The sequence below is a fragment of the Bacillus sp. FSL K6-0073 genome (assembly GCF_038006085.1).
Lineage (GTDB): Bacteria > Bacillota > Bacilli > Bacillales > Bacillaceae_G > Bacillus_A > Bacillus_A cereus.
Genome location: NZ_JBBOUN010000001.1, coordinates 4,479,236 through 4,503,168 on the forward strand (window position 1 = coordinate 4,479,236; position 23,933 = coordinate 4,503,168).

Here is a 23,933-nt window from a genome sequence, read left to right on the forward strand (position 1 = left end):
TCCAAATTATAAAGATGGAACGGATGGTGTCCACACTTTTTTATGTTCTACTTCTTCCGCACAATTCTCTACGTCTTCCGTTTCTAAATCGAAAATCTTCGCAAATAACGCTAATTTTTCGCTCGCTCCCTCTTCAGCAGCTATTTCTTTCGCTACTAAAATTGGGTCTTTTAATAATTGATTAATAATACTTTTCGTATGCTTACTAATAACTTTTTTCTCGCGATCACTAAGGTTTGGTATTTTTCGCTCTAGGCTTACCATCGTTTCACTTTGGATTGCAAGTGCCTTATCACGAAGAGCTGATATTAATGGAACAACACCAAGTGTACTTAACCACGTTTTAAATAGAACAATTTCCTCTTCAATCATAAATTGAATTTTCTCTGCTTCTTTCAAACGCTCAGCACGGTTTGCCTCCACTACTCCTTGTAAATCATCAATATCATACAAGAAAGAACCTTCTAGCTCATCAATCGCTGGATCAATATCACGTGGCACTGCAATGTCAACCATAAACAAAGGGCGACCACAGCGCATTTTCTCCACCTTTGTCATCATCTCTTTCGTAATGACATACTCAGATGCACCAGTTGAACTAATTAAAATATCTGCTTCTAATAATGCACATTGTAATTCGCTTAACGATTTTGCATGTCCCATATATTTCTCAGCCATTACTTCTGCTTTCGAAAGCGTCCTATTCATAACTGTTACTTTACGAGCACCACTTCCATATAAGTTTTGCAGTGCAAGTTCGCCCATTTTACCAGCACCAAGAATAAGCACATGACAATCTGTTAACTCGCCAAATATTTTCTTTCCAAGCTCAACAGCAGCATAACTAACAGACATCGCACTTTCCCCGATTGTTGTTTCTGAGTGGGCACGTTTTGCTAATGTAATGACTTGCTTAAACAATTCATTAAAAATTGTGCCTGTTGCTTTAACTTGTTGCGCTTCTAAAAAGCTATCTTTTATTTGACCTAAAATCTGCGTTTCTCCGACTACCATAGAATCTAAACCGCACGTTACGCGGAATAAATGATCTATTGCACCATCTTGTTCAAAAATAGTTAAATATGGCGCGACTTCTTCTATTTCAAGCTGAAACCAATCAGCTAAAAACTTCTTAATATAATACCGTCCCGTGTGTAATTGATCGACAACAGCATAAATCTCAGTGCGATTACAAGTTGATACAATGACATTCTCTAACACGCTCTTTTGATTTTGTAATGTAGTCATCGCTCGCTCTAGTTCTGCTGCCTGAAATGTGAGTTTCTCACGAAATTCTACAGGGGCTGTTCGATAATTTACACTAACAACAAGAATATGCACGCAGCATGTCCCCCTTCACCCGTTTTATCACTTTATCTACTATCATAATACAACTTTCCTCTTATGAATCTGACAATCGTGTGAACAACTGATTATTTTTTAATTATTCTCCGTATGTAATAAAGGAGATTCAGTAACACTAATAAAAAAACTTCTACTTTATAATGATTATAAATTAATAACTCTATTTGTACGTTACCAAAAAAAGCCCTCATAATCAAGTGATGGAAACTATTCCATATAAATTATAACATCATCTTCCCTATCTTCTTTCATCATGAAGGAAAATATGTATGATTGTTCCAAAATGCAACAAAGACTTTCTCAATACAATGTATTTGACATTGTATTTCTTTTTCGTTATATTGGTTTTACGAAATTAAATTGTGCACAAATTAATTAGAAGGGAGTTATTTATGACAGAGGACTCTTTGCATCTAGATAACCAACTTTGTTTTTCTATTTACGCCTGCTCTAGAGAGGTTACTCGTTTTTATCGACCTTATTTAGAAGAAATGGGTATTACGTATCCCCAGTACATTACTTTACTCGTACTATGGGAGCAAGATGGACTAACAGTAAAAGAAATTGGAGAACGTCTATTTTTAGATTCTGGTACGTTAACACCTATGTTAAAACGCATGGAATCATTAAAACTTGTAAAACGTGTTCGTTCCAAAGAAGACGAGCGAAAAGTTTGTATTGAATTAACAGAACAAGGCAAAGATTTAAAGGAAAAGGCTTGTTCATTACCGACAACGATGGCTACAAACTTAGGAATTACAGAGCAAGAATATCGCTCTTTATTAATTCAGCTAAATAAACTAATTGACACAATGAAAACAATTAATGATAGAAAAGGGGAATAAATATGGATAAATTATATACTGCTTCAGTAACAGCAACAGGTGGAAGAAATGGGAAAGTAGTTTCAGATGATGGCATATTAAATCTTGATGTAAAAATGCCGAAAGCACTAGGTGGTGCAGGCGGAGAAGCAACAAATCCAGAACAACTATTTGCAGCTGGTTATGCAGCTTGTTTCGATAGTGCATTACAACTTGTCATTCGTACAAAACGTGTGAAAGTAGAAAGTACAGAAGTAACTGCTCACGTTTCTATCGAAAAAGATACAGATGGTGGTTTCGGCCTATCTGCTGTACTTGATGTACATGTGGCTGGCGTTTCACATAACGAAGCACAAGAACTTGTAGAAGCGGCTCACGGTGTATGTCCTTACTCGAAAGCAACACGAGGAAATATTGAAGTTACATTAAACGTACGCTAAAAAATTTAGCAAAACAAAAACGCGCGACATTCGTCACGCGTTTTTTGTTTTTGTAAATTTATGAATTGCTTTCCACGCTTCTTCTTTTCCAAGTCCTGTTTCAGAAGAGAATAGAACAATTTCATCGCCAATTTCAACAGCAAGCGTTTCTTTTACAACTTTTAAATGCTTTTGCCATTTCCCTTTTGGAATTTTATCGGCTTTCGTCGCAATAATAATTGTTGGGATTTCATAATGCTTTAAGAAATCATACATCATCACGTCATCACTTGTTGGTTGGTGACGTAAATCAACTACTAATACAGCTGCGTCTAATTGCTCACGCGTTGTAAAGTACGTTTCAATCATTTTCCCCCATGCAGCGCGCTCGGATTTAGATACTTTCGCATATCCATAACCTGGAACGTCAACAAAGTGCATCATCTCATTGATTAAGAAAAAGTTCAGCGTTTGCGTTTTTCCTGGTTTAGAAGAAATACGCACTAACTTTTTACGATTTAAAATTTTATTTATAAAGGAAGACTTCCCCACATTTGAACGACCTGCTAATGCAATTTCTGGTAAATCACTGTCTGGATATTGTTCTGGTTTAACAGCACTAATTACAATATCTGCTTTTGTTACTTTCATTGTTTCACTCCTACTAATGCGTGCTCCAATACTTCATCTAAATGAGATGCAAGCACAAACGTAAGGTTTTCTTTTACGCTCTCTGGAATATCATCTAAATCTTTCTCGTTTTCTGCTGGCAAAATAATTTTTGTTAAGCCTGCGCGGTGAGCACTTAATGTTTTTTCTTTTAAACCACCAATTGGTAATACACGACCACGAAGTGTAATTTCACCTGTCATACCCACTTCTTTACTTACAGGAATACCTGTTAGCGCAGAAATAAGTGCCGTTGCCATCGTAATACCTGCTGACGGTCCGTCTTTTGGAACTGCTCCTTCTGGAACGTGAATATGAATATCATTTTTCTCATGGAAATTCGGATCGATTTGAAGCTCTTCTGCACGAGAACGTATATAACTAAACGCAGCTTGTGCTGATTCTTTCATAACATCCCCAAGTTTCCCTGTTAAAATTAGTTTCCCTTTTCCTGGCGCTACAGAAACTTCAATGGCAAGTGTATCGCCGCCTGCTGCTGTGTAAGCTAGACCTGTTGCCATACCAACTTGGTCTGTTTTTTCAGCTTGCCCATAACGGAATATGTGTTTACCAAGTAAATCAACAATCTTTTTCTCTGTCACAACGATACGTTTACGTTCTGCTGTAACGATAATCTTCGCTACTTTACGGCAAACTTTTGCAATTTGGCGCTCTAGCGTACGAACACCAGCCTCACGTGTATAATAACGAATAATCTCAAGCAGCGCTTCATCACGCACTTGTAAATTACCTTTTCGTAAGCCATGTTCTTTTAATTGTTTCGGCAACAAATGCTCACGAGCAATGTGTACTTTTTCAAGTTCTGTATAGCCAGCAATCGAAATGATTTCCATACGGTCAAGTAATGGACCTGGAATACTTGAAAGTGTATTAGCAGTTGCTACAAACATAACTTTTGATAGATCATATGGTTCTTCAATGTAATGATCACTGAAGTTATGGTTTTGTTCTGGATCTAATACTTCAAGTAATGCCGCTGATGGATCTCCACGAAAATCGTTAGACATTTTATCAATCTCATCTAATAAGAAGACTGGATTAACTGTTTTCGCCTTTTTCATACCTTGAATAATGCGTCCTGGCATTGCTCCAACATATGTACGACGGTGACCACGAATTTCAGATTCATCACGCACACCACCAAGAGATACACGGACGAAGTTACGATTCAATGATGTTGCAATTGAACGCGCTAGCGAAGTTTTGCCGACCCCAGGAGGGCCTACTAAACAAAGGATAGGTCCTTTTAATGAATTCGTTAACTTCTGTACAGCTAAATATTCAAGTACACGCTCTTTCACTTTTTCAAGACCGTAATGATCGTTATTTAAAATCTCTTCCGAATGAGCAAGGTCAATTATATCTTCTGTTGCCTCTGTCCACGGAAGCGCTAATAACCAATCAATATAATTGCGAATAACACCACTCTCCGCAGAACTTGCTGGTAACTTTTCATAACGATCTAATTCTTTCAGGGCAGCCTTCATTGTTTCTTCCGGCATTCCTGACTGTTCAATTTTCTCACGAAGTTCTTCTACTTCTCCGCCCTTGCCTTCTTTGTCGCCAAGTTCAGTTTGAATCGCCTTCATTTGCTCACGTAAGAAATATTCTTTTTGCGTGCGCTCCATGGAACGTTTCACTTTTTGCCCAATTTTCTTTTCTAGACTAAGTAACTCTTGTTCATCTTGAATAATTGAAATAAGTGTTTGTAATCGTTCTTTTACAGATACAATCTCTAAAATCTCTTGTTTCTGCTTCGTTTTAATCGGCAAGTGAGAAGCAATTAAATCAGCTAATCTCCCTGGTTCTTCCACATCAGCTACCGTTGCAAAAGTTTCATTTGAAACTTTTTTCGAAACTTTAATATATTGTTCGAAATGCTCCAGTAACGTACGCATAAAAGCTTTCTCTTCTAAATCATCTTCTACTTCTTCAGTTACCGTTTTAATAGACACTTGTACTACATTTTCTTCTTCGATAAACTCTATTACTTCTGCTCTATGTAAACCTTCCACAAGGACACGAAGCGTACCGTTCGGCAATTTTAACATTTGCTTCACTTTCGCCACTGTACCTACACTATATATGTCATCTTCTTTCGGATCATCGATATTCATTTCTTTTTGCATTGCTAAAAAGATGATATTTTCATCCATTGCCGCCTGCTCTAGTGCTTGTATCGATTTATCACGTCCTACATCAAGATGCAAAACCATCGTTGGATATACGAGAACGCCTCTTAATGGTAGGAGGGGCACGATTCTTTCGTTCGTATTCATACTAGACATAGCACCTCCATAATAAATTAAACTCCTGTTCAACTATTTTATATTACAATACACCTAGATGCAATTGCTGAGATTCCGCGCAATTGTAAATAGCTTGTTTTTCTACCTCACGAAAAGAAAAAGACTCCGATTAAGCATACAAACTTAAACGAAGTCTGGCAAATTTTATTATTGTTTATTTTTACATAGATTGTGCATCTGTTTCGTCTACGTGAGTATGTACATCTAGCTCTCTATGCATATTTTCTTGCATAAACGTTAACTCAAATACTTCTTTTAACTTACGAACAGGAATAATTTCAATTCCCTTAATCGTATACAAAAATGGTTGCATATTTTCAGCAGGAATAATGACTTTCTTAGCTCCCGCTTTTTTCGCAGCTTTTATTTTTGCGTACACGCCACCAATAGGTTTTACTTCTCCGTGTATACTTATTTCCCCTGTCATCGCTACTTCATTATTTACATACGTGCGGTGCACCGCAGAATATACACCTGTTGCCATAGCGATTCCCGCAGAAGGTCCATCAATTGGGATACCACCTGGAAAATTAATATGTATATCATATCCTTCTGGCAACACATCTAAAGAACGAAGTACTGTTAATACATTATCAACAGAGCCTTTCGCCATACTTTTACGACGAATCGATTTCGTTTGACTACCAATACTTTCTTCTTCCACAATTCCCGTAACATTTACCGATCCTTTATCTTTCGCCGGAATTGCTGTTACTTCAATTTCTAATAACGCACCTGTATTGGGTCCGTATACAGCAAGACCATTTACAAGACCAATCCTTGGAATCGGATAAATGCGCTTTTCATATTTCGGTGTAAGCTGACTTGAGTGAACAACCCACTCTATATCTTCATCCTTAATGAAAGAACGTTCTTCATTTATCGCCATACCCGTAGAGATTTGCACGAGATTAATCGCTTCTCGTCCATTCCTTGCATACATCCCAATCATTTCAATACCATTTTCACCTATTTGCATTTCCACTTTTTCCGCGGCATTTTTCGCTACTTTTTGAATTTCTTCCGTATCTAATTCACGGAAAAATACTTCTAAGCAACGTGACCGAATAGCAGGAGGAATTTCCTCTGGCGAACGTGTCGTTGCTCCAACTAAGCGAAAATCTGCCGGTAAGCCTTTTTGGAAAATATCATGTATATATGTTGGGATCATTGTATTTTCTTCACTATAGTACGCACTTTCTAAAAATACTTTTCGATCTTCTAACACCTTTAACATTTTGTTCATTTGAATCGGATGGAGCTCGCCAATCTCATCAATAAACAAAATACCACCATGTGCATCTGTTACAGCACCTTTTTTCGGTTGCGGAATACCTGCTTGCCCCATCGCCCCAGCACCTTGATAAATCGGATCATGCACCGAACCAATTAAAGGGTCTGCGATACCACGTTCATCAAACCGAGCTGTTGTCGCATCAAGTTCAATAAATGTTGCATTCGTACGAAATGGAGATTTAGGATTTCGTTTCGCTTCTTCTAATACAAGACGTGCTGCCGCTGTTTTCCCAACACCTGGTGGGCCATATATGATTACATGTTGCGGATTCGGACCACAAAGAGCCGCTTTTAACGACTTAATCCCGTCCTCTTGCCCTACAATATCTAAAAAGGTTGTAGGACGCACCTTTTCTGCTAGCGGCTCTGTTAAAGAAATCTCACGCATTTTACGAAGTTGTTCTAATTCTTTTTTCGATTCTCGATCAATTGAAACTTTTTGTGTTCGTTGATTTCGAAGTAAATGCCAGAAATACAATCCGACAATTACACCAAAAACAAGTTGAACAACTAAAAATATATTTGTCCAGCTCATTATTTATTTCCTCCCGCAATATTTTATCTCTTAGTATTTCCGCGGAGGAACGTAGCTAAACATAAAGAAAAACAGCAATTATAAAAATTGCTGTTTCCCTTTCGCATTCGCATTATGCAGATGTTTTTGTATCAAGTACAGTACCGTCTTGTAACACCAATTTTGGCGGCTCATTATCAGCTACTGTTTCTTTTGTAAGAATACACTTCTCGATATCTTTACGAGATGGAAGTTCGAACATTACATCAAGCATTAAGCCTTCAATAATAGAACGAAGTCCACGAGCACCCGTTTTACGTTCAATTGCTTTTTTCGCAATTTCGATTAGTGCACCTTCTTCAAACTCTAACTCAACATCGTCAAGCTCCAATAGTTTTTGGAATTGCTTAACAAGTGCATTTTTCGGTTTCGTTAAAATATCAACAAGAGCATCTTCATCAAGTGGCTCTAGGTTCGCAATAACTGGAAGACGACCGATAAACTCTGGAATTAAACCAAATCTTAAAAGATCCTCTGGTAATACGTGAGATAAAACATGCTTCTCATTTACATCAGCATTTTTCTTCTCAGAACCAAATCCAATTACTTTTTCACCAAGGCGACGTTTAATAATCGGCTCAATGCCATCAAACGCTCCACCACAAATGAATAAGATGTTCGTTGTATCAATTTGAATAAACTCTTGGTGCGGATGCTTACGACCACCTTGAGGTGGAACGCTTGCTACAGTACCTTCTAAAATTTTCAGAAGTGCCTGTTGCACACCTTCACCAGATACATCACGTGTAATTGATGGATTTTCGGACTTACGTGCCACTTTATCAATCTCATCAATATAAATGATTCCTTTTTCCGCTTTCTCTACATCATAATCAGCTGCTTGAATTAATTTTAGTAAGATATTTTCTACATCTTCACCAACATATCCAGCTTCTGTTAAAGATGTTGCGTCCGCGATTGCAAATGGAACATTTAGAATACGCGCTAACGTTTGTGCAAGTAATGTTTTACCACTACCTGTTGGCCCGATAAGTGCGATATTACTCTTCGCTAATTCTACATCATCAATTTTGCTGTTAGAATTAATGCGTTTGTAATGGTTATATACCGCTACCGCTAGTGCTTTTTTCGCGCTATCTTGCCCGATGACATACTCATCTAAGATTTCACGAATTTCTACCGGTTTCGGTACATCTTTGAATTCTACTTCTTCGTCCTTCGCAAGCTCCTCTTGTACAATTTCAGTACAAAGTTCGATACACTCGTCACAAATGTAAACACCTGGACCTGCCACTAACTTTCGAACTTGCGTTTGTGTTTTACCACAGAAAGAACATTTTAATTGCCCTTTTTCATCATTAAATTTAAACATATTTTCACACCCCTTACAAAGTGCTAACCTCTTGCCTTCGTATGTACACGATAAATGTATCGTATGTAAATACATATTATGTCACTACGTGGCGAGAAATACAAATAATATGACTAGTTATGTACAAATAAAAAATTTTTAAAACTTTTGAAATATGTATATTCGACTTGTAAAGGAACTTTTCCTTCTCCATCGAAAAGTTTTATAAATATATTTCTATATTTATAAAACAAGGCACGATTTTAATCGTGCCTTGTTATTTTATTATGCAGCGTTTTCTACTAAGAAGTCTACAGCTTTACGCACTTTAAGATCTTCAGCTAAAGCGTCTACGCTTCCAAGAGCTTGCTTGATAGCGTCTACTGGCATACCGTACATTTCAGCCATTTTTTCAACTTCTGCAGTTACTTCTTCTTCAGTAACTTCGATGTTTTCAGCTTCAATGATAGCTTCAAGAACAAGATTGATTCTTACACGTTTTTGTGCATCTTCTTTCATTTGCTCTTTTAATTTGTCAGCGTCAGTACCTGTGAATTGGTAGTAAAGCTCAAGGTTCATACCTTGTTGGCTTAAACGTTGCTCGAATTCACGAACCATACGATCTAACTCAGTGTTGATCATAGCTTCTGGAATTTCGATTTCAGCGTTAGCAGCAGCTAATTCTACTACTTCGTCACGTACTTTGTGCTCAGCTTCGTGCTTTTTGCCTTCTTCTAAGTTTGTGCGAAGTTTTGCTTTTAATTCATCAAGAGTTGCAACCGCTTCGTCTGCTTCTTTAGCGAACTCGTCGTTTAACTCAGGAAGTTCTTTTGTTTTGATTTCATGAATTGTTACTTTGAATGTTGCTGGTTTGCCAGCTAATTCAGCAGCATGGTACTCTTCTGGGAATGATACTTCAACGTCTTTAGACTCACCAGATTTAAGACCGATTACTTGCTCTTCGAAACCTGGGATGAATGTACCAGAACCGATTGCTAGAGAGTAGTTTTCGCCTTTTCCGCCTTCAAATGCTTCGCCATCAACGAAACCTTCGAAGTCGATTACAGCTGTATCACCGTTTTCAACAGTTCCTTCTTCTTTAACAACTAGTTCAGCTTGACGCTCTTGTAAAGATTTTAATTCGTTCTCTACATCTTCATCAGTTACAGTTGTTTCAACTTTTTCTACTGCTAAACCTTTGTACTCACCTAATTTAACTTCAGGTTTCACTGTAACTTTTGCAGTGAAGATAAGGTTAGCATTTTTTTCGAACTTCTCGATGTCGATTTCAGGATGATCAACTGGGAAGATACCAGCTTCTTCAATCGCTTCACCGTATGCTTTTGGTAAAATGATATCTAAAGCATCTTGGTATAAAGATTCAATACCAAAGCGTTGTTCGAATAATGGACGAGGCATTTTTCCTTTACGGAAACCTGGTACGTTAATTGTTTTTACTACTTTTTTGAACGCAGCGTCGATAGAGTTGTTTACTTCTTTAGCATCAACTTCGATTGTTAAAACGCCAACGTTACCTTCTAATTTTTCCCATTTTGTAGACATTTATTCTTTCCCTCCAACTATAATAATGTATGCACATACCTCTATAGATTAAGATCTTCATTATCTCTTTTTTGAAATAACAAATACACAAATAATCCTCTAGCAAAAGCTTTCAGATATAATGTTCCAATCTACTAATTGCCCAGAAGACAACTACGGTATATTTTGTTCGAGAATAATATGAAACATATTAAGTAAGAGAATTACACTTCTCTTCTCTTACAAACAGGCAGTTTTCTGCCTTTTGCAACCCTTATATTATAACATAGAATATGCTCGTTTCAAGAACTGAACGATTCTTTTTCATAATTATACGGGCAAATATCCTTCTCTTTCAACACGTAATAACCATTGATAGGCAATATGAAACTCTTCCAATTCGATATTGTATGCTGCCATAAGCTCTTCTTCATCAATAGCCAATCCGAAACGCTTTCTTCCAATTCTCTCTAAAACAGCTGACCAAATCTCTTCTTTATCCATTAATAGAGCGAATGGGAAAATGCTAATTTGCAATTCTTTCCAATATGTAACCATCGCTTCAAATATATCGGGATAATTTTGCTCTAATCGACTTGATAATTTATGTATAATGTTATTGGATTGCTCCTCATTATGACCTGTAAATGCTGGAATTACCTTAATCGTATTCCCAAACTTTTCTACCTCTATTTCCTCTTCTACCTGACTTTCTATCATTTTATACAAAATAGAAGTTTTCAAATAGGGGTGTTGCTCTTCGTCTATTAAAAATTTCTTTAAAACAGGTAATGCAAGATCTAAGTCTTTTAACGAAAGTCGCTGAATCGCTCTTAGCTTCTGTCCAAAGTTTTCTCCAAAAATTTCATTAGTAAACTCATCCAACTCAAAATTTGAATCCACTAGCGATGCGTCTCCCTCATTTAGCATACCTTCTGCAAATAAAGCAAGCTGCGCTAATTTTTCCTTTTGATCAGGCATTATATCTTTCGTTTGTAAAACCTTTTCAACAGTTTCAATAACACCTTCATAATCATTTGTTTGAACTAAAATAGTCACGTACGTTTCAAGAATATCACCAAATAAGACAACTCCTGTTTTAAGCAACTGTTCACATTTGTCTTTCGCTTCTTCCATACGTTTTAATTCGAGTAAACAAATAACTGAAGCTAATTCCGTTTGTTCCGTTTCCGCATTATACTGACGTAATATTTCAAAGCAGCGCAATGCATCTTCGAACTTCCGCTCTTTCAGCGCTAAAAAACCTTCATCAATATAGCGCTCTGATAGCTGCGGAAACAATACGACCGTATTTTCTTTTTTATCCATACGTCCGCCTCTTTTTCTTGATTTTAATTATGTTCAAAGTAAATATATCAAATGCGTAATGAGAACACAACATCCCAAAACTATTTGTTTGAAATATGAAAATATTTAATTTTTACATTCCAATACAAATAAATCTCTACTAAAAATTAAAATTGTACAAGTAAAAATCCCCAGCAACAAACGCAGAGGATTCATCATTAATGGAAAGCTTTTATAATTGTGGGGTATATTACAAGGGTAATAATTTGGAGAACAATAATTGCCATAACAATCATGCTAAAATAGAAGATTGGTTTACTTCGCTTCATTAAAAACATAATAATAAGCATCGTACAAGCAAACAAACTTAAGAAGAACAAACTTGTTGTCGAACTAAGTATACCACTTGGGACAAAGAACAATAACACTACACTACAAGTACCTATAATTCCAAATAACCATTCCATTCATTCACTCATTCCCTTTCCCTCTCATGGCTGTTTTCTCTAAGCAATCAAATGTTTCACAACATCAACTACATACGTTAATTTCTCATACGCTACAAATCCAAAAGCAACCGTCAAGCCCGTTACAACTAATCCTTTCATCATTTCTGCCTCCTCGTTTTATCGTTGTTATCTTCATTATAAAAGATTAGCAATTTCTTACCATCGAACTACCTTACAGTTACCTTACAGAATTGTAAGATTTCAAAAAGAGATTGAAAAACACCTCATATCGCTTGAGGTGCTTTCACGGAATTTATTTATAATCACTTGCAAAATTAACTTTTTCTCTTTGTTATTTTTCGGAGAATCCACTCTTAAACTAATAGATTTACTAAAAATTTTTGGATTGAAATAATAACAAAAATCTGTTTGAGGACAGTATACACAATACACATCTATCTCTTCTTTATTCACTTCTTTTGTAGTGACTCCGCTTGTCGTAGAATAACTAGATCGGAATCTAACTTCTAGTATCCCTCTTGCATTCAATTCTCTATATTTCACTTGTACCCTTTTAAATCTCCCGTCTTTATACACTACAAGATCAAACGGCGAATGCTCTGTTTGTGGCATTAAAATCATGTATCCTTTTTCATACAAATCAACTTGTGCCTTTAAAACAGCTAAATCTCCTTTTGTTTTTGTATGATGGTACACTTCTTCTCAGCACCTTTTTACATATTTTATAATAATATTCGTTCCTTTTCTTAACTTACCTCCCAATATTTTCTCATTAAAAGAACACCCTTTGTTAAAATCATGTTAATATATTTTTGTGCAATTAAGAATTTTTTTGCAAGGGGGATTATATATGTTCAAAAAAGTAGCTGCCGATGTTTTAGGATTAAGCGATGTAGGTTCTGTCATTACACCGAAAGATTACGATAAAGTCGATGCTGATGATTACGTAATGCATGAAGATGGAGAGAAAATTTACTTTCTAATTAAATCGAAATCAGATGAATATTGCTTCACAAACAAAGGATTACTCCATCTAGATGGTACAAGTGCGACAAGTAAAAAACGTACACTACGCCGCTTTAGTTATAGCAAATATCAAATTAAAAACGTAGCACTTGAAACTGCCGGAACGATTGATTTAGATGTAGAAATTAAGTTTCAAATGGGCGATGAGCATTACTCAATTGATGTTCATAAAAAACATATTGAAGAATTAAAAGATTTATATAAGGCTTTACTTAAAATCGAAGAAATTTCATACGACAACGATATTACATTACAATATGCACACAAAAGTTTAGATATGGCATCTAATGCTTTCAGCCGTATTTCAAACGCACAAGTAAACTTAGCAGAGCAATTTAAAGAGATGAACGAGATCGCCTTTAACTGGCTTGTTGATACGAAGAAACAATATAATGTGAAAGATTATGGTTTTGTCTTTGACAAGTTTATTAACAACTAATTTAAAACAAACAAAAAACCTTGTTATCAGAAGATAACAAGGTTTTCTTAGCGTCCCAGGAGAGATTCGAACTCCCGCTCCGCCCATTTCCTTACTACTTTATATATTTTGATCGCAGTCTTAATATATCTTCTCCTTCGCGAATGCCTGCCGATCCTTTCCTCACATTTTTTACGACAGTCCAATTCGGGTTAGTTTCATCACCGATGTTCTGTACTGTAAAATTGCCATCACCATATTTCCGGTGACCTTCTGCCAATTTCTCCGTTAAATCATTCTCATTTGATCTCGCCATCTTTGCGCCATCTCCCTTTTTTATACGACCTTCTTAAACCATCTAACCAATCACAGGTCCAGTCAATTGGAGATTCTCGTTTTCCGCTTCTATTAATTGTAACACACTAACAGGAATAAGTTTCGATAACGGTTGCTCAATCGTACTAGAGCGGTAAAAAGTTTTATAATATTGTAAGTGAACAGTTAGGAGAATCTGGATATGGATTTGAGTTCCACCATAAACCTATTGATTCTTTAAATTAAATAAGAGGAATAGGGCGCAACAGTTATAGGCAAAGGGCAACCACCTTTTGTAGGTGGTACGGAAATACCTCCAACTAAAGTTGAAATTAGAAGAAAACAATAGATAAGAGGTGTACTTATGTCTTTATACGAATTAGAAAAAGTTGATTTTATGGGCTACAATAAAGAAGAAAAAATAGCCTATTTAGTCATCGCTGATGAATTAGACTGGTCTGATGAGGAAAAACATATTGAATTACTGCAAGAAAAAATCAATTTGTATTTGGGCTTTATAGAAAGTGACGAGGTTTACGAAAGGTATCCTGAAGTAAAAGGGTATCGTTTTGTTATTAAGATATTGGGGAAATATCTTTTTACTGAATGGGGCAAAGAATTTTTAGAAAAGGTTGATGAGGTTCTCGTTGAAGCTGGATATGGTTTTCAATACGTGCATAAACCATTTGATGAGCCTGAACAAACAAATAATATAACTGACTAGCAAAGAGCTTTTTTAAGCGCTCTTTTTAATGCACTTTAATCTGTTGCATATACTCATTATCATATATCCCGTTATAATATTTTTAAACCTCTTGCACATACATCAATTTGTAGACAAACAAAAAACCTTGTTATCAAAAGATAACAAGGTTTTTTTAGCGTCCCAGGAGAGATTCGAACTCCCGACCCGTCTTTAACCTAAATATATAAACACTAGTATAATCCGTTTGTTGAATCGTTCATTGTTTCGGTCAACTGACCATTTGTTAAAATTCTACCTTATTATATACCTTATCGTCAAGATGATGCTTTTTCAATTAATTGACCTATTCCCTACCCCATATAATCAATTTCTAATTGAATTATAGTACAGTTTCTCGAAGCAATCTTTTTCATAAGCAGTCAAAAAAATTATAAAACACATGCTTTTTCCTGTTATAATGTCTCTATTTCTAAATCTACTTCTAATTCTAGAGCTTCGTTACATGCCTTAAATAACATTTCAAACATGTCTTTACCACCACTTGTGTAAAAGTAATTAGATAAGTCTGTTATATCTGTTGAAATATTATCTCCCCATGGTGGTTGCTTAGATAAATCTTCAATATCCCATACTACTTCTGATGGTGAGAATAATTTCAATTTTTCACGAGCTTCTTTCGCTTCCTCAATCGCCTTTGGGATATTTTTGAGTGTTAACCTTCCATTATATAGTTCTTTCATTAAGTGTGGATATCTTGTTCCCCAACCTTCTTTTTCTAAATGAAAACTAATAGTTGAGAAAAATGAATGTACAAAATCCGATGTACCTAATCTATACCATAGAAAGTCTGCTTTAAATCCCGTTGCCATATTCAATCACCTTATTTCAGTTTAAGATGCTAACAGTAAAAGTTAAGATGTTTTATCTGCTAAACTTTTTCGTATTACAATATCTATTTCTACTTCTTGTGCATCATCAAATGCGTGAAATAGCAGGTCGAAATAGGTAACTCCTCTAGATGTGACATAATATGTAGTTAAATCTGTCACTTGTGGTGGAAGTTGTTGTCCATCCCAAGGAGGTCTCTTTTCTAAATCTTCAATATCCCAAACCACTTCATCGGGTTTCTTTTTTTGTAATACATTTTGAATCTCTTTTAAATTTTCTCTTGCTTCTTTTACATCTTCCCAACTTAATTTTTTAAAGTACAAATCTTTCATAAGTAAAGGATATTTTGTTCCCCAACCTTCAGGTTCTGTATGGTAAGACATCGTTGAAAAAAAGCTGTGTAATAAATCAGGATGACCTACTTCATAAAAAATAACATCTACCCCAAATCCTGCATTTGACATATTATCACTCCAATATACTAATTTTTAATGTGTTTATGCCCCTATTTTTTACAAATAAGAAACAGGAACAAGTTTAAACTCCCTTTTTATAAAACAAAACATCTCAAAGGAAGCCCTGAGATGTTTTTGCGGAATTTTATTTACCTAAATTTGAAACTGTCACATCAATTTTGTTTCTTTTAGCGACTTTTAAAGCATTGCTTAGTAAGTCTAAGAAAGTTTTACCTGTTGGGGTAGCATGATAATTTTCCAAGCTAGTTATTCTAGTAGGAATCTTATTTCCCCAAGGTGGCTGTTTTTCTACATCCTCAATGTCCCAAATGACTTTTGATGGAGGTAATTTACTTAAAATCCCTCGTATTTCTTCTACATTTTGAAGTCCTTCTTCTGTATCTTCCCAACTCAACTTGTCAAAATACAAATTTTTCATTAACAGTGGGTACTTAGTTCCCCAACCTTCAGGTTCTGTATGATATGAAATTGTTGAGAAGAAGCTATGTAAAAAGTCAGGATGACCTACTTCATAAAAAAATATATCTACTTTAAATCCTACTGCCATTAATATCAATCCTCTCGCTTGAATATTACCTCTGGTGTTTCTTTAGCCTTTTCCCTTATTTTCCTTACAATATCAAATAAAGCATCTTCAGGAACGGTTTGTCCTCGTATATCAATAATGACGGTTTGTTTTGTACCCACAGGTAAATTATCAACCCTATCATTAACTTGTTTAACAATAACTCTAACTAGGTTACTTCTTTTTGACGAAGTAGACAAGTCATAATTTTTCACTTCCAAGCTGTGACCCTCTATATAAAAATCAGGTCTTGTACTACCTTTTGTAGCCTTTGAAACTTCTTCTCTATCTTTAAAAGCAACTTGGTCATCATAATCAGGATATTCCTTACCTACGTCAAGTTCAGACTGTCTCCATGAAGGTCTAGCAAACATGAGGTAGCTACTCAAATAATTTCCCCAATTTCCTGACGATGGTAATGCACTAAGTACTGCTTCACCAGTTAATCCAACACCTGCAAAGGCAGGTTGTAAACGTGGTGGAGTAATCTGAGTTATTTTAGAGAATCTAGCTCCTCTAGCAAGTGTAGAAACTTTATCCAACCCTTTACCTCCAAGGAATCCTAACCCGACTGATGTTACAAGGTAAGAACCCCAGCGAAAGCCACTTTCAACATCACCATGCCAAACATCATCCATAAAAGAATCTGAAAAGGCATTCCACATGGCAGGGAGAGTTTCGTCATAATTGACAACTGCATCCCACATGGCTGACCATGTTTCACCGTCACCTAACGCTTTAAATCCTTCCCAAGCATCTCCAACACCTTTTCCTGCACCATCATAAAGACCATCCCAAGCTTTCTCTAAATCAGATTTTGGTTTGCCACACATTGCACCTTCTTCAATTGAATTATCAGCCTGACGATTCCTATCTTCTGCAATCGCTTGAATAGAAGCCACCCACTCCATATTTAATTCTTTCGTACTAAATGTACCACTTGCAGGACTAAATCCTTTTCCACTTTGTACTTCTGCAAGACCTGTTGCAATACTAGCGGCTAGTTGAAGTGCTGTTGCGTAATTATTACTAGACGTTCGATTAAATTCATATAGATGTTCTAATTTTTCCTGAATTTTACGCCGCATCTCAATAAAAAGATTTACCATAGCGTCCATGCCCGAGATTGGCATAGCTTGATTGAGTGCTTCTGTACTTGCTATCATTCGGTCAATCTCTCGAATTTGTTCTAACAGTTCTTGTTCAACTACATCTGTGGAAGCAACTTGTGATTGAAATTGATTTGGAAAGGCATCATTCTGACGGATTAATTCTTCACATAAATAAATGATTCCTTATGCTAAAGGACGAAAAGTTTCTGCGAAGAATGCTTTTGCACTATCGTAAGTTTGCCCTTGTAGAACAGTATCGCTTGTAAAAGCATCAATCGACTGAATGGCTTGTTCCATACCTTGAATGGTAGAGGAACATACAGCGTTCATGCTATGAGTTTGGCTTTGTACTTCTCCCAAATACATATTTAAACTCATGCATTGATCCTCCTTCTTTATAAAGCATTTTATAAGAAAATTATACCATGTATGGTTATTTCACTGTTCCAAATATTAGAAATTACTAACAGGGAGAATGAATGCAATTAGTTACATAATTGAAAATAAAATTGTTAGACATAACTAACAATTGGGGGTGTATTTTTTTATAATACAATTTGTCACATAAAAAAATAAGCCCCCTAACTCGTTAGCGACCGCACATTGTACGATTCAACTTACGAATTAGAGAGCTTATATATTGCGGACTTTGACGTCACCGCAAAAGGTTTTTTTAGCGTCCCAGGAGAGATTCGAACTCCCGACCGTACGCTTAGAAGGCGTATGCTCTATCCGGCTGAGCTACTGGGACATGGAGCGGGTGAAGAGAATCGAACTCTCGACCAGAGCTTGGAAGGCTCTTGTTTTACCACTAAACTACACCCGCATATGTTATTTTATTTTTCTTCGTTAGCGCCGTTGCCCTATCGACAATATTTATTATATGTATAACCATACATAAAGTCAACACCTTTTTTAAAAGAGGATAATTTTTCTTATCCTCTTTTAAAAACTGCTTGTTCAACTAGCTGTCCGTCTAACGTTTCAAAACGAACTTCCATTTGATTTTCATCCATTTTTAATAAAGCAAATGTCTTTTCTACACGCTGACGTGGTAATAAAACACTGCCTGGGTTAATAAATAAAACGCCGTTGATTAATTCTGCACCTAATACGTGAGAGTGTCCGAAGCACGCAACTTGCGCCCCTACCTCTTCTGCATGGTACGCTAATGTTTGCAATGTCATTTTCACGTTATGACGATGTCCGTGCACAACTAAGAAACGAATGCCATCTACATCAGTTACGATTTCGTCTTGAAAGTTAGCATAATCACAATTCCCTTTTACAACATGGAAACCTTGCAACTCTTCATGAGCAGGCGTTAGCTCCGAATCACCGCAATGAATCATGATATCTACTTTCCCTTCATATTTCTCTTTTAACTGCTGTAATTCCTTCACAGAGCTATGACTATCGCTTACGATTAAAGCTTTCATCAATCTCTCTCCCTTATTCTCCTAAAAACCATTCCGGGATTTTTTCTTCTAATTTACGAAGAGCACGTCCGCGGTGGCTAATGGCATTTTTCTCATCTGAGCTTAGTTCCGCCATCGCTTTTTTATATTCTTCCACATAAAAAATCGGATCATATCCAAAGCCGTTTTCTCCGCGGCGCTGTTCTAAAATATATCCTTCACACGTCCCGTTTACAATAACAGGCTTTTTATCACCTTCAGGGAAAGCTACTGCTAATGCACAGTAGAAGCGAGCTTTACGCTTATCAAACGGTATTTCATTTAATTCTTGTAACACTTTATCAATATTCGCTTGATCATCTTTCGGCTCTCCAGCAAAACGAGCTGAATACACGCCTGGCTTTCCATTTAAAGCATCTACAATAAGACCTGAATCATCTGCGATTACAATTGCATTCAACTGTTTGCTCAGACTATCCGCTTTTAAAATCGCATTTTCCTCAAATGTTTCACCAGTTTCTTCGACTTCTTCAATATGAGGAAAATCGTGTAATGATTTTACTTCTAAATCAAATCGCTCAAATAACTCAGCAAATTCACGTACTTTCCCCATATTTTTTGTCGCTACAACAACTTGTTTCATACTTTCCACCTCTACTCTATATGAGATACGATGTCGCCTAAAGCTTCTTTTTGCATGTCAATCAGTTGGAAAATGCCTTGTTCCGCAGCATCAAGTAATTCATTTAACTGTGCTCTGCTAAACGTCGCTTCTTCTCCAGTTCCTTGCACTTCAACAAACTGCCCTTTTCCAGTCATAATTACGTTCATATCAACATCTGCTTTAGAATCTTCTACGTAGTTTAAATCTAAAACAACACCTTGTTCTTCAACAATTCCTACCGACGTTGCTGCTAAATAATCTTTCACTGGAATTTTAGATACTTTTTCTGCTTGTAATAACTTCTCAAACGCTAATACCATTGCTACATATGCACCTGTAATAGAAGCAGTTCTCGTTCCACCATCCGCTTGAATAACATCACAATCAATCCAAACTGTTCTCTCACCAAGTGCTTCTAAGTCAACTACCGCACGTAATGCTCGTCCAATTAAACGCTGGATTTCCATTGTACGTCCTGTTACTTTCCCTTTACTTGACTCCCTAATTGTACGTTGTTCTGTCGCACGTGGAATCATCGCATATTCAGCTGTTACCCAGCCCTTTCCTTCTCCACGCATAAACGGCGGGACACGCTCTTCAATTGTCGCTGAGCAAATTACCTTTGTATCCCCAACCTCAATTAATACTGATCCTTCTGGATGTTTTAAATAATTCGTATGAATATGTATATGGCGTAATTCTGTTTTCTCTCTACCATCTACTCGCATAAAAATAACCTCCTCATAACTACTTGTTAGTATAGCCAAATTTAAATGTATGATATGTATACAATAAAAGAAGGGGAACTCAAAAAGCAATTCCCCTTTCTTACTTAAGTATATCAAATTATTGGCGATTAAAAACTACCTGTATTCACGTTTTCTGGACGATCTACCGGTTTTATTAACTTTCCGCCCTTTTCATCTATAAGATTTGCTTTACCATTTACTTCAATAGAAACGCTTTTCACGCCTTTCTTTTCAGTTAAAGATAAAACTAACGACTTCAATACGTAATTTGAAATCATATTTTTATCTGGGTTTACAAATATATTTTCATTAAAGTTTAATGTAAGATTTCCGTCTTGTAATTTCGGATTCGTAATAAGCTTAACGCCTGGATTAAAATCATTCAGGAGCGATTGATGGATCGGACCTTTTACAAGCTCATCTATAATTGCTGCATAGTCATTTTCTTTACCTTCCGCAACGCGGCGTGTGACTGGTACGTAGTATTGCTGTTTATTATTATTTTGCGCCATAAAATACAGTGTGACTGGTTTTGTATTTGTTACATCTGCTACTTGTTCATCATCGAAGTTAATACCATTTGCACGGCTCACTCCTTCACCAAGCGGTGTACCACCAACCGGCATCTTTGCCAATTTCTCACCATTTATTTGGAACTGCACTTGTTTTATCTCTGTAAATTGCGTCAACGTCCAAGCTATAGATTCAACGATTTGACGCTCTTCTTCTTTCGCATAGTTTTTCATTTCTTTAGAGAAATCAATAACTGCCGTTCCGTCCTTTTTCAAATCTAAGGTCATCGTTGTATTCGCCGGAATGACTGCACGAAACCCATTTGGTAATAAATTCGTTACCGGTCCATCTTTCACAAGGTATTCTAACGTTTGCTTCACAGTCTCATTTGCTTTCGGAGTAGGTATAGCTAACGTTTGTGGTACAACATAACCATTTTTATCAACAAGGTATAGTTCTCTATTTACCATTTGCCCTTGCTTATCTTTTTTAGCTACTTCTTTCTTCCCACCCTCTGTATACGTAACTTGTTTTGGCGGATCAATTTGTTCAGTTGCTTTCTCTTGATTTATAAAGCCACACCCTGTTAGTAAAACAGCGCTCACAGTAGCACCAACAACCCATTTAAAAGTGGATTTAGGCATGCCATTCCCCCCTAAAATCTAAGTTTGTACTATTATGTATACGAGCTGTTTCACGTTTTAGAACAAGCTGTGCCTCTTATAAATTGAAACTTTAATCAGCAGGGGTCTTACTACCCAGCAAATAGCAAGATAAAACAAAAGCTCCTGATTTCTCAGGAGCTCACTTATATAAATTCTACTATTATTCTTTTTCTAAATGAATATGCTTCACATTTTCAATCGGTTGACCAAACCATTTTGATGCAATTTCTTTAAACAAGCCTATTTTTCCTGTTGTTAAGAAGAGATGATCGCTTTGTTCTTCTCCTTCATTCAACATTTTACTATGATATAAGATTGTACTTACTTCACGTGCTGTTTCATCACCAGAACTAATTAGTTGCACTTTATCTCCCATTACTTTTTTAATAACAGGTCCTAAAATCGGATAATGTGTACAACCTAATATAAGTGTATCAATATCGGTACTTTTCAGTGGTTGCAGCGTTTCTCTTACAACTTCATACGCCATTTCACTTTCGAAATTCCCACTCTCTACAAGTTCAACGAAAGGTGGACAAGCTAAACTTTCTACCATAACACGGTTATTAATAGACTTTAACGCCTCTTCGTATGCACCACTTTTCACCGTTCCAATCGTTCCAATAATCCCAACGTGATACGTGTTTGTCACTTTTAAAGCTGTACGTGATCCTGGGTGAATAACTCCTACTACTGGAATTGGTAATTGTTTTTGCATCTCTTCTAATACAACTGCAGTTGCTGTATTACACGCAATAACTAACATTTTAATATTTAAATCTAGTAAATGCTCCGTCATTTCCCACGTAAATTGACGTACTTCTTCTCGAGAACGTGGACCATAAGGACAACGTGCTGTATCTCCTAAATATATGATACGCTCTTTCGGCAATTGACGAATTAATTCCTTCGCTACTGTTAAACCGCCAACTCCTGAATCGATAACACCGATTGCTCTATTCAACTTCATCACCCGTTTTCTCATTCATCATCTTTTATGTTTATCATTATATTTTACACACTTTAAGTTCGCTCACTTCAAATGCTTCTGTATGAAAATTTTCATTTGCCCATGTATAGACTAGGACCTTTTTTATTTTGCTCCTTTTTTTCGTAATTTGCAAGATAGAAAAATAACCGACCTTCTATAAGAAAGTCGGTTTCTTCTATATAAAGTGCATATTCATTGCTCCATCTTTTTTTGAAAAGAAGACATTCCCATTAATAAGAAGAAATGAGCAGAAATTAAAATGACGATAATTTATTTACAGCCCTTTTTATAGCCTTACCTATTTCCACGCTAGACTGTGGATTTTGTCCTGTAATTAAATGACCATCTACTACTACATGCGGCGTAAAATTGGGGGCTACATAAAACAAAGCTCCTTCTTCTTTCAACTTACTTTCTAACAAAAACGGAACGCGCTTTTCTAAATGTACAGCTCTTTCTTCATCGTTTGTATAACCTGTTATACGCTTACCCGCAACAAAAAACGAGCCATCCTTATTTTTCACACCGACTAAAGAGCTTACTCCGTGACAAACAGCCGCTACAATCCGGTTATTGTTATACATATTCTCAATCAAATTTGCTACATATGGATTACCTGGAAAATCTACAATCGCCCCGTGCCCACCACAAAATAAAACCGCATCATAATCCGAAAAATGAACATTTGAAATCGGCCTCGTATTTTGCAATAAAGAAGCTACATGCTTGAATTCGCGAGGTATACCATTCGGAATAGACACTCTATCTATAGGTACTCTCCCACCTTTTATTGACACAATATCAACATCAAACTTAGCCTTTTTAAATACATGATAAGGAGCTGCGAGCTCTTCCAGCCACAAACCAGTCGGGTGTCCATTCATATCATGAGCACTTGTTGAAACTAACAGTATCCTTTTCAACATATCCCCTCCTTATTACCTATTTATGTATGGAGTGTTCTTATCATTCATATAGCAAGTGAAGCAAACAAAAAATAGCCGACTTTTATATAAAAGTCGGCTGCTTTCTTATAATTCGAGCTCTCCCATACGAAGAAGCTCCACAACTGCTTGTGAACGTCCTTTAACCCCTAGCTTTTGCATTGCGTTTGAGATATGGTTGCGAACTGTCTTTTCACTTATAAAAAGTTCACCTGCAATTTCCTTCGTTGTTTTATCTTGAACCAGCAATTCAAATACTTCTCTCTCTCTCTTTGTGAGTAAAGGTTTAGATTGATACGCTTTTTCCTTCAACTGGTATAACCCTCCTTGCTTAAGCCAGAGCTGTGTATGTGTAAGTTGGGTGTTTATTTAGT

At 36.4% G+C, this 23,933-nt stretch carries 25 protein-coding genes, 2 tRNA genes and 2 pseudogenes; 5 read left to right on the top strand and 24 right to left on the bottom strand.

The window, feature by feature from the left end; translation table 11 throughout:
- Positions 1 to 6: 6 nt before the first annotated feature.
- Positions 7 to 1,341: a glutamyl-tRNA reductase gene (gene hemA / locus MHB52_RS23130; protein WP_000547864.1), complete on the bottom strand. Its 1,335-nt coding sequence runs from the start codon at positions 1,339 to 1,341 to the stop codon at positions 7 to 9.
- Between the two features lie 416 nt (positions 1,342 to 1,757).
- Here hemA and MHB52_RS23135 point away from each other — a divergent pair, with 416 nt between their 5' ends.
- Positions 1,758 to 2,210 (top strand): MarR family winged helix-turn-helix transcriptional regulator, encoded by a 453-nt coding sequence (locus MHB52_RS23135; protein WP_016118673.1) that lies wholly within the window; start codon positions 1,758 to 1,760, stop codon positions 2,208 to 2,210.
- 2 nt (positions 2,211 to 2,212) lie between these two features.
- Entirely contained in the window at positions 2,213 to 2,629 is a 417-nt protein-coding gene (locus MHB52_RS23140) for an organic hydroperoxide resistance protein (RefSeq protein WP_061664902.1), read from the top strand.
- A 33-nt stretch (positions 2,630 to 2,662) separates the two neighbouring features.
- Here MHB52_RS23140 and ysxC read toward each other — a convergent pair whose 3' ends face one another.
- The 8 genes and pseudogenes from ysxC to MHB52_RS23180 all read right to left on the bottom strand — a co-directional run bounded on the left by ysxC (position 2,663) and on the right by MHB52_RS23180 (position 12,805).
- Entirely contained in the window at positions 2,663 to 3,259 is a 597-nt protein-coding gene (gene ysxC / locus MHB52_RS23145; RefSeq protein ID WP_000869116.1) for a ribosome biogenesis GTP-binding protein YsxC, read from the bottom strand.
- On the bottom strand, positions 3,256 to 5,586 hold the full coding sequence (gene lon / locus MHB52_RS23150; protein ID WP_000097285.1) for an endopeptidase La: 2,331 nt from the start codon (positions 5,584 to 5,586) through the stop codon (positions 3,256 to 3,258). Before lon ends, ysxC begins: the two co-directional genes overlap by 4 nt.
- Positions 5,587 to 5,767: 181 nt before the next feature.
- Positions 5,768 to 7,438, bottom strand: a complete 1,671-nt coding sequence (lonB, locus tag MHB52_RS23155) for an ATP-dependent protease LonB (protein WP_061664903.1) — start codon at positions 7,436 to 7,438, stop codon at positions 5,768 to 5,770.
- Between the two features lie 112 nt (positions 7,439 to 7,550).
- Positions 7,551 to 8,810 carry an ATP-dependent protease ATP-binding subunit ClpX gene (gene clpX, locus MHB52_RS23160; protein ID WP_000472289.1) on the bottom strand — a complete coding sequence of 420 codons (1,260 nt, stop codon included), beginning with the start codon at positions 8,808 to 8,810 and terminating at the stop codon, positions 7,551 to 7,553.
- A gap of 264 nt (positions 8,811 to 9,074) precedes the next feature.
- Complete coding sequence (gene tig / locus MHB52_RS23165; RefSeq protein ID WP_000105215.1) at positions 9,075 to 10,352, bottom strand: trigger factor; 1,278 nt, start codon at positions 10,350 to 10,352, stop codon at positions 9,075 to 9,077.
- Positions 10,353 to 10,661: 309 nt separating this feature from the next.
- Positions 10,662 to 11,660: a hypothetical protein gene (locus MHB52_RS23170; protein WP_000358274.1), complete on the bottom strand. Its 999-nt coding sequence runs from the start codon at positions 11,658 to 11,660 to the stop codon at positions 10,662 to 10,664.
- 197 nt (positions 11,661 to 11,857) lie between these two features.
- On the bottom strand, positions 11,858 to 12,106 hold the full coding sequence (locus MHB52_RS23175) for a hypothetical protein (RefSeq protein WP_001983650.1): 249 nt from the start codon (positions 12,104 to 12,106) through the stop codon (positions 11,858 to 11,860).
- 295 nt (positions 12,107 to 12,401) lie between these two features.
- Positions 12,402 to 12,805, bottom strand: a pseudogene (locus MHB52_RS23180) (group I intron-associated PD-(D/E)XK endonuclease).
- A 154-nt stretch (positions 12,806 to 12,959) separates the two neighbouring features.
- On the opposite strand from MHB52_RS23180, the gene MHB52_RS23185 reads away from it, so the two are divergent.
- Positions 12,960 to 13,574: a PH domain-containing protein gene (locus MHB52_RS23185; protein WP_000475205.1), complete on the top strand. Its 615-nt coding sequence runs from the start codon at positions 12,960 to 12,962 to the stop codon at positions 13,572 to 13,574.
- A gap of 94 nt (positions 13,575 to 13,668) precedes the next feature.
- On the opposite strand, the gene MHB52_RS23190 is transcribed toward MHB52_RS23185, so the two are convergent.
- The gene (locus MHB52_RS23190) at positions 13,669 to 13,869 is read right to left on the bottom strand and encodes a hypothetical protein (RefSeq protein ID WP_000124460.1); all 201 of its coding nucleotides are present in this window, start codon (positions 13,867 to 13,869) and stop codon (positions 13,669 to 13,671) included.
- A gap of 152 nt (positions 13,870 to 14,021) precedes the next feature.
- On the opposite strand from MHB52_RS23190, the pseudogene MHB52_RS36845 reads away from it, so the two are divergent.
- Together MHB52_RS36845 and MHB52_RS23195 are read left to right on the top strand one after the other, a co-directional pair.
- A pseudogene (locus MHB52_RS36845) lies at positions 14,022 to 14,114 on the top strand (DUF6572 domain-containing protein); the annotation flags it as partial.
- 118 nt (positions 14,115 to 14,232) lie between these two features.
- Positions 14,233 to 14,592 (top strand): DUF6572 domain-containing protein, encoded by a 360-nt coding sequence (locus tag MHB52_RS23195; protein ID WP_000061064.1) that lies wholly within the window; start codon positions 14,233 to 14,235, stop codon positions 14,590 to 14,592.
- A 434-nt stretch (positions 14,593 to 15,026) separates the two neighbouring features.
- Here MHB52_RS23195 and MHB52_RS23200 read toward each other — a convergent pair whose 3' ends face one another.
- From MHB52_RS23200 to gerE, 14 genes are all read right to left on the bottom strand, one after another.
- On the bottom strand, positions 15,027 to 15,443 hold the full coding sequence (locus MHB52_RS23200; protein WP_016118675.1) for an immunity 70 family protein: 417 nt from the start codon (positions 15,441 to 15,443) through the stop codon (positions 15,027 to 15,029).
- A 42-nt stretch (positions 15,444 to 15,485) separates the two neighbouring features.
- Positions 15,486 to 15,926, bottom strand: a complete 441-nt coding sequence (locus tag MHB52_RS23205; protein WP_016118676.1) for an Imm70 family immunity protein — start codon at positions 15,924 to 15,926, stop codon at positions 15,486 to 15,488.
- Positions 15,927 to 16,062: 136 nt separating this feature from the next.
- Positions 16,063 to 16,485, bottom strand: coding sequence for an immunity 70 family protein (locus MHB52_RS23210; RefSeq protein ID WP_016118677.1), 423 nt, complete (start codon positions 16,483 to 16,485; stop codon positions 16,063 to 16,065).
- A 5-nt stretch (positions 16,486 to 16,490) separates the two neighbouring features.
- On the bottom strand, positions 16,491 to 17,669 hold the full coding sequence (locus MHB52_RS23215) for a WXG100 family type VII secretion target (protein ID WP_137026126.1): 1,179 nt from the start codon (positions 17,667 to 17,669) through the stop codon (positions 16,491 to 16,493).
- Between the two features lie 129 nt (positions 17,670 to 17,798).
- Complete coding sequence (locus tag MHB52_RS23220; protein WP_016118679.1) at positions 17,799 to 17,993, bottom strand: hypothetical protein; 195 nt, start codon at positions 17,991 to 17,993, stop codon at positions 17,799 to 17,801.
- Between the two features lie 299 nt (positions 17,994 to 18,292).
- Positions 18,293 to 18,366: transfer RNA gene (locus MHB52_RS23225), tRNA-Arg, on the bottom strand.
- 1 nt (position 18,367) lies between these two features.
- A tRNA-Gly gene (locus tag MHB52_RS23230) sits at positions 18,368 to 18,441 on the bottom strand.
- 109 nt (positions 18,442 to 18,550) lie between these two features.
- Positions 18,551 to 19,054 (bottom strand): metallophosphoesterase, encoded by a 504-nt coding sequence (locus tag MHB52_RS23235; RefSeq protein ID WP_000645489.1) that lies wholly within the window; start codon positions 19,052 to 19,054, stop codon positions 18,551 to 18,553.
- A gap of 13 nt (positions 19,055 to 19,067) precedes the next feature.
- Positions 19,068 to 19,676 (bottom strand): XTP/dITP diphosphatase, encoded by a 609-nt coding sequence (locus MHB52_RS23240; protein WP_000815929.1) that lies wholly within the window; start codon positions 19,674 to 19,676, stop codon positions 19,068 to 19,070.
- Between the two features lie 11 nt (positions 19,677 to 19,687).
- Positions 19,688 to 20,425, bottom strand: a complete 738-nt coding sequence (gene rph, locus MHB52_RS23245; protein WP_016118680.1) for a ribonuclease PH — start codon at positions 20,423 to 20,425, stop codon at positions 19,688 to 19,690.
- Positions 20,426 to 20,553: 128 nt separating this feature from the next.
- Positions 20,554 to 21,603, bottom strand: a complete 1,050-nt coding sequence (gene gerM, locus MHB52_RS23250) for a spore germination protein GerM (protein WP_016118681.1) — start codon at positions 21,601 to 21,603, stop codon at positions 20,554 to 20,556.
- Positions 21,604 to 21,784: 181 nt separating this feature from the next.
- A complete protein-coding gene (gene racE, locus MHB52_RS23255) occupies positions 21,785 to 22,594 on the bottom strand; it encodes a glutamate racemase (RefSeq protein ID WP_000774005.1) in 810 nt (269 codons plus the stop codon).
- Positions 22,595 to 22,869: 275 nt separating this feature from the next.
- Positions 22,870 to 23,541: a type 1 glutamine amidotransferase domain-containing protein gene (locus tag MHB52_RS23260; protein WP_016118682.1), complete on the bottom strand. Its 672-nt coding sequence runs from the start codon at positions 23,539 to 23,541 to the stop codon at positions 22,870 to 22,872.
- 105 nt (positions 23,542 to 23,646) lie between these two features.
- Complete coding sequence (gerE, locus tag MHB52_RS23265; RefSeq protein WP_000659484.1) at positions 23,647 to 23,871, bottom strand: spore germination transcription factor GerE; 225 nt, start codon at positions 23,869 to 23,871, stop codon at positions 23,647 to 23,649.
- Positions 23,872 to 23,933: the final 62 nt, after the last annotated feature.

What these genes read in the sequence shown, in the direction of transcription:
- MHB52_RS23135 (WP_016118673.1), top strand. Translation starts at nt 1,758, where the DNA reads ATGACAGAGGACTCTTTGCATCTAGATAACCAACTTTGTTTTTCTATT.
- MHB52_RS23140 (WP_061664902.1), top strand. Translation starts at nt 2,213, where the DNA reads ATGGATAAATTATATACTGCTTCAGTAACAGCAACAGGTGGAAGAAAT.
- ysxC (WP_000869116.1), bottom strand. Translation starts at nt 3,259, where the DNA reads ATGAAAGTAACAAAAGCAGATATTGTAATTAGTGCTGTTAAACCAGAA.
- lon (WP_000097285.1), bottom strand. Translation starts at nt 5,586, where the DNA reads ATGTCTAGTATGAATACGAACGAAAGAATCGTGCCCCTCCTACCATTA.
- lonB (WP_061664903.1), bottom strand. Translation starts at nt 7,438, where the DNA reads ATGAGCTGGACAAATATATTTTTAGTTGTTCAACTTGTTTTTGGTGTA.
- clpX (WP_000472289.1), bottom strand. Translation starts at nt 8,810, where the DNA reads ATGTTTAAATTTAATGATGAAAAAGGGCAATTAAAATGTTCTTTCTGT.
- tig (WP_000105215.1), bottom strand. Translation starts at nt 10,352, where the DNA reads ATGTCTACAAAATGGGAAAAATTAGAAGGTAACGTTGGCGTTTTAACA.
- MHB52_RS23170 (WP_000358274.1), bottom strand. Translation starts at nt 11,660, where the DNA reads ATGGATAAAAAAGAAAATACGGTCGTATTGTTTCCGCAGCTATCAGAG.
- MHB52_RS23175 (WP_001983650.1), bottom strand. Translation starts at nt 12,106, where the DNA reads ATGGAATGGTTATTTGGAATTATAGGTACTTGTAGTGTAGTGTTATTG.
- MHB52_RS23185 (WP_000475205.1), top strand. Translation starts at nt 12,960, where the DNA reads ATGTTCAAAAAAGTAGCTGCCGATGTTTTAGGATTAAGCGATGTAGGT.
- MHB52_RS23190 (WP_000124460.1), bottom strand. Translation starts at nt 13,869, where the DNA reads ATGGCGAGATCAAATGAGAATGATTTAACGGAGAAATTGGCAGAAGGT.
- MHB52_RS23195 (WP_000061064.1), top strand. Translation starts at nt 14,233, where the DNA reads ATGTCTTTATACGAATTAGAAAAAGTTGATTTTATGGGCTACAATAAA.
- MHB52_RS23200 (WP_016118675.1), bottom strand. Translation starts at nt 15,443, where the DNA reads ATGGCAACGGGATTTAAAGCAGACTTTCTATGGTATAGATTAGGTACA.
- MHB52_RS23205 (WP_016118676.1), bottom strand. Translation starts at nt 15,926, where the DNA reads ATGTCAAATGCAGGATTTGGGGTAGATGTTATTTTTTATGAAGTAGGT.
- MHB52_RS23210 (WP_016118677.1), bottom strand. Translation starts at nt 16,485, where the DNA reads ATGGCAGTAGGATTTAAAGTAGATATATTTTTTTATGAAGTAGGTCAT.
- MHB52_RS23215 (WP_137026126.1), bottom strand. Translation starts at nt 17,669, where the DNA reads ATGATAGCAAGTACAGAAGCACTCAATCAAGCTATGCCAATCTCGGGC.
- MHB52_RS23220 (WP_016118679.1), bottom strand. Translation starts at nt 17,993, where the DNA reads ATGAGTTTAAATATGTATTTGGGAGAAGTACAAAGCCAAACTCATAGC.
- MHB52_RS23235 (WP_000645489.1), bottom strand. Translation starts at nt 19,054, where the DNA reads ATGAAAGCTTTAATCGTAAGCGATAGTCATAGCTCTGTGAAGGAATTA.
- MHB52_RS23240 (WP_000815929.1), bottom strand. Translation starts at nt 19,676, where the DNA reads ATGAAACAAGTTGTTGTAGCGACAAAAAATATGGGGAAAGTACGTGAA.
- rph (WP_016118680.1), bottom strand. Translation starts at nt 20,425, where the DNA reads ATGCGAGTAGATGGTAGAGAGAAAACAGAATTACGCCATATACATATT.
- gerM (WP_016118681.1), bottom strand. Translation starts at nt 21,603, where the DNA reads ATGCCTAAATCCACTTTTAAATGGGTTGTTGGTGCTACTGTGAGCGCT.
- racE (WP_000774005.1), bottom strand. Translation starts at nt 22,594, where the DNA reads ATGAAGTTGAATAGAGCAATCGGTGTTATCGATTCAGGAGTTGGCGGT.
- MHB52_RS23260 (WP_016118682.1), bottom strand. Translation starts at nt 23,541, where the DNA reads ATGTTGAAAAGGATACTGTTAGTTTCAACAAGTGCTCATGATATGAAT.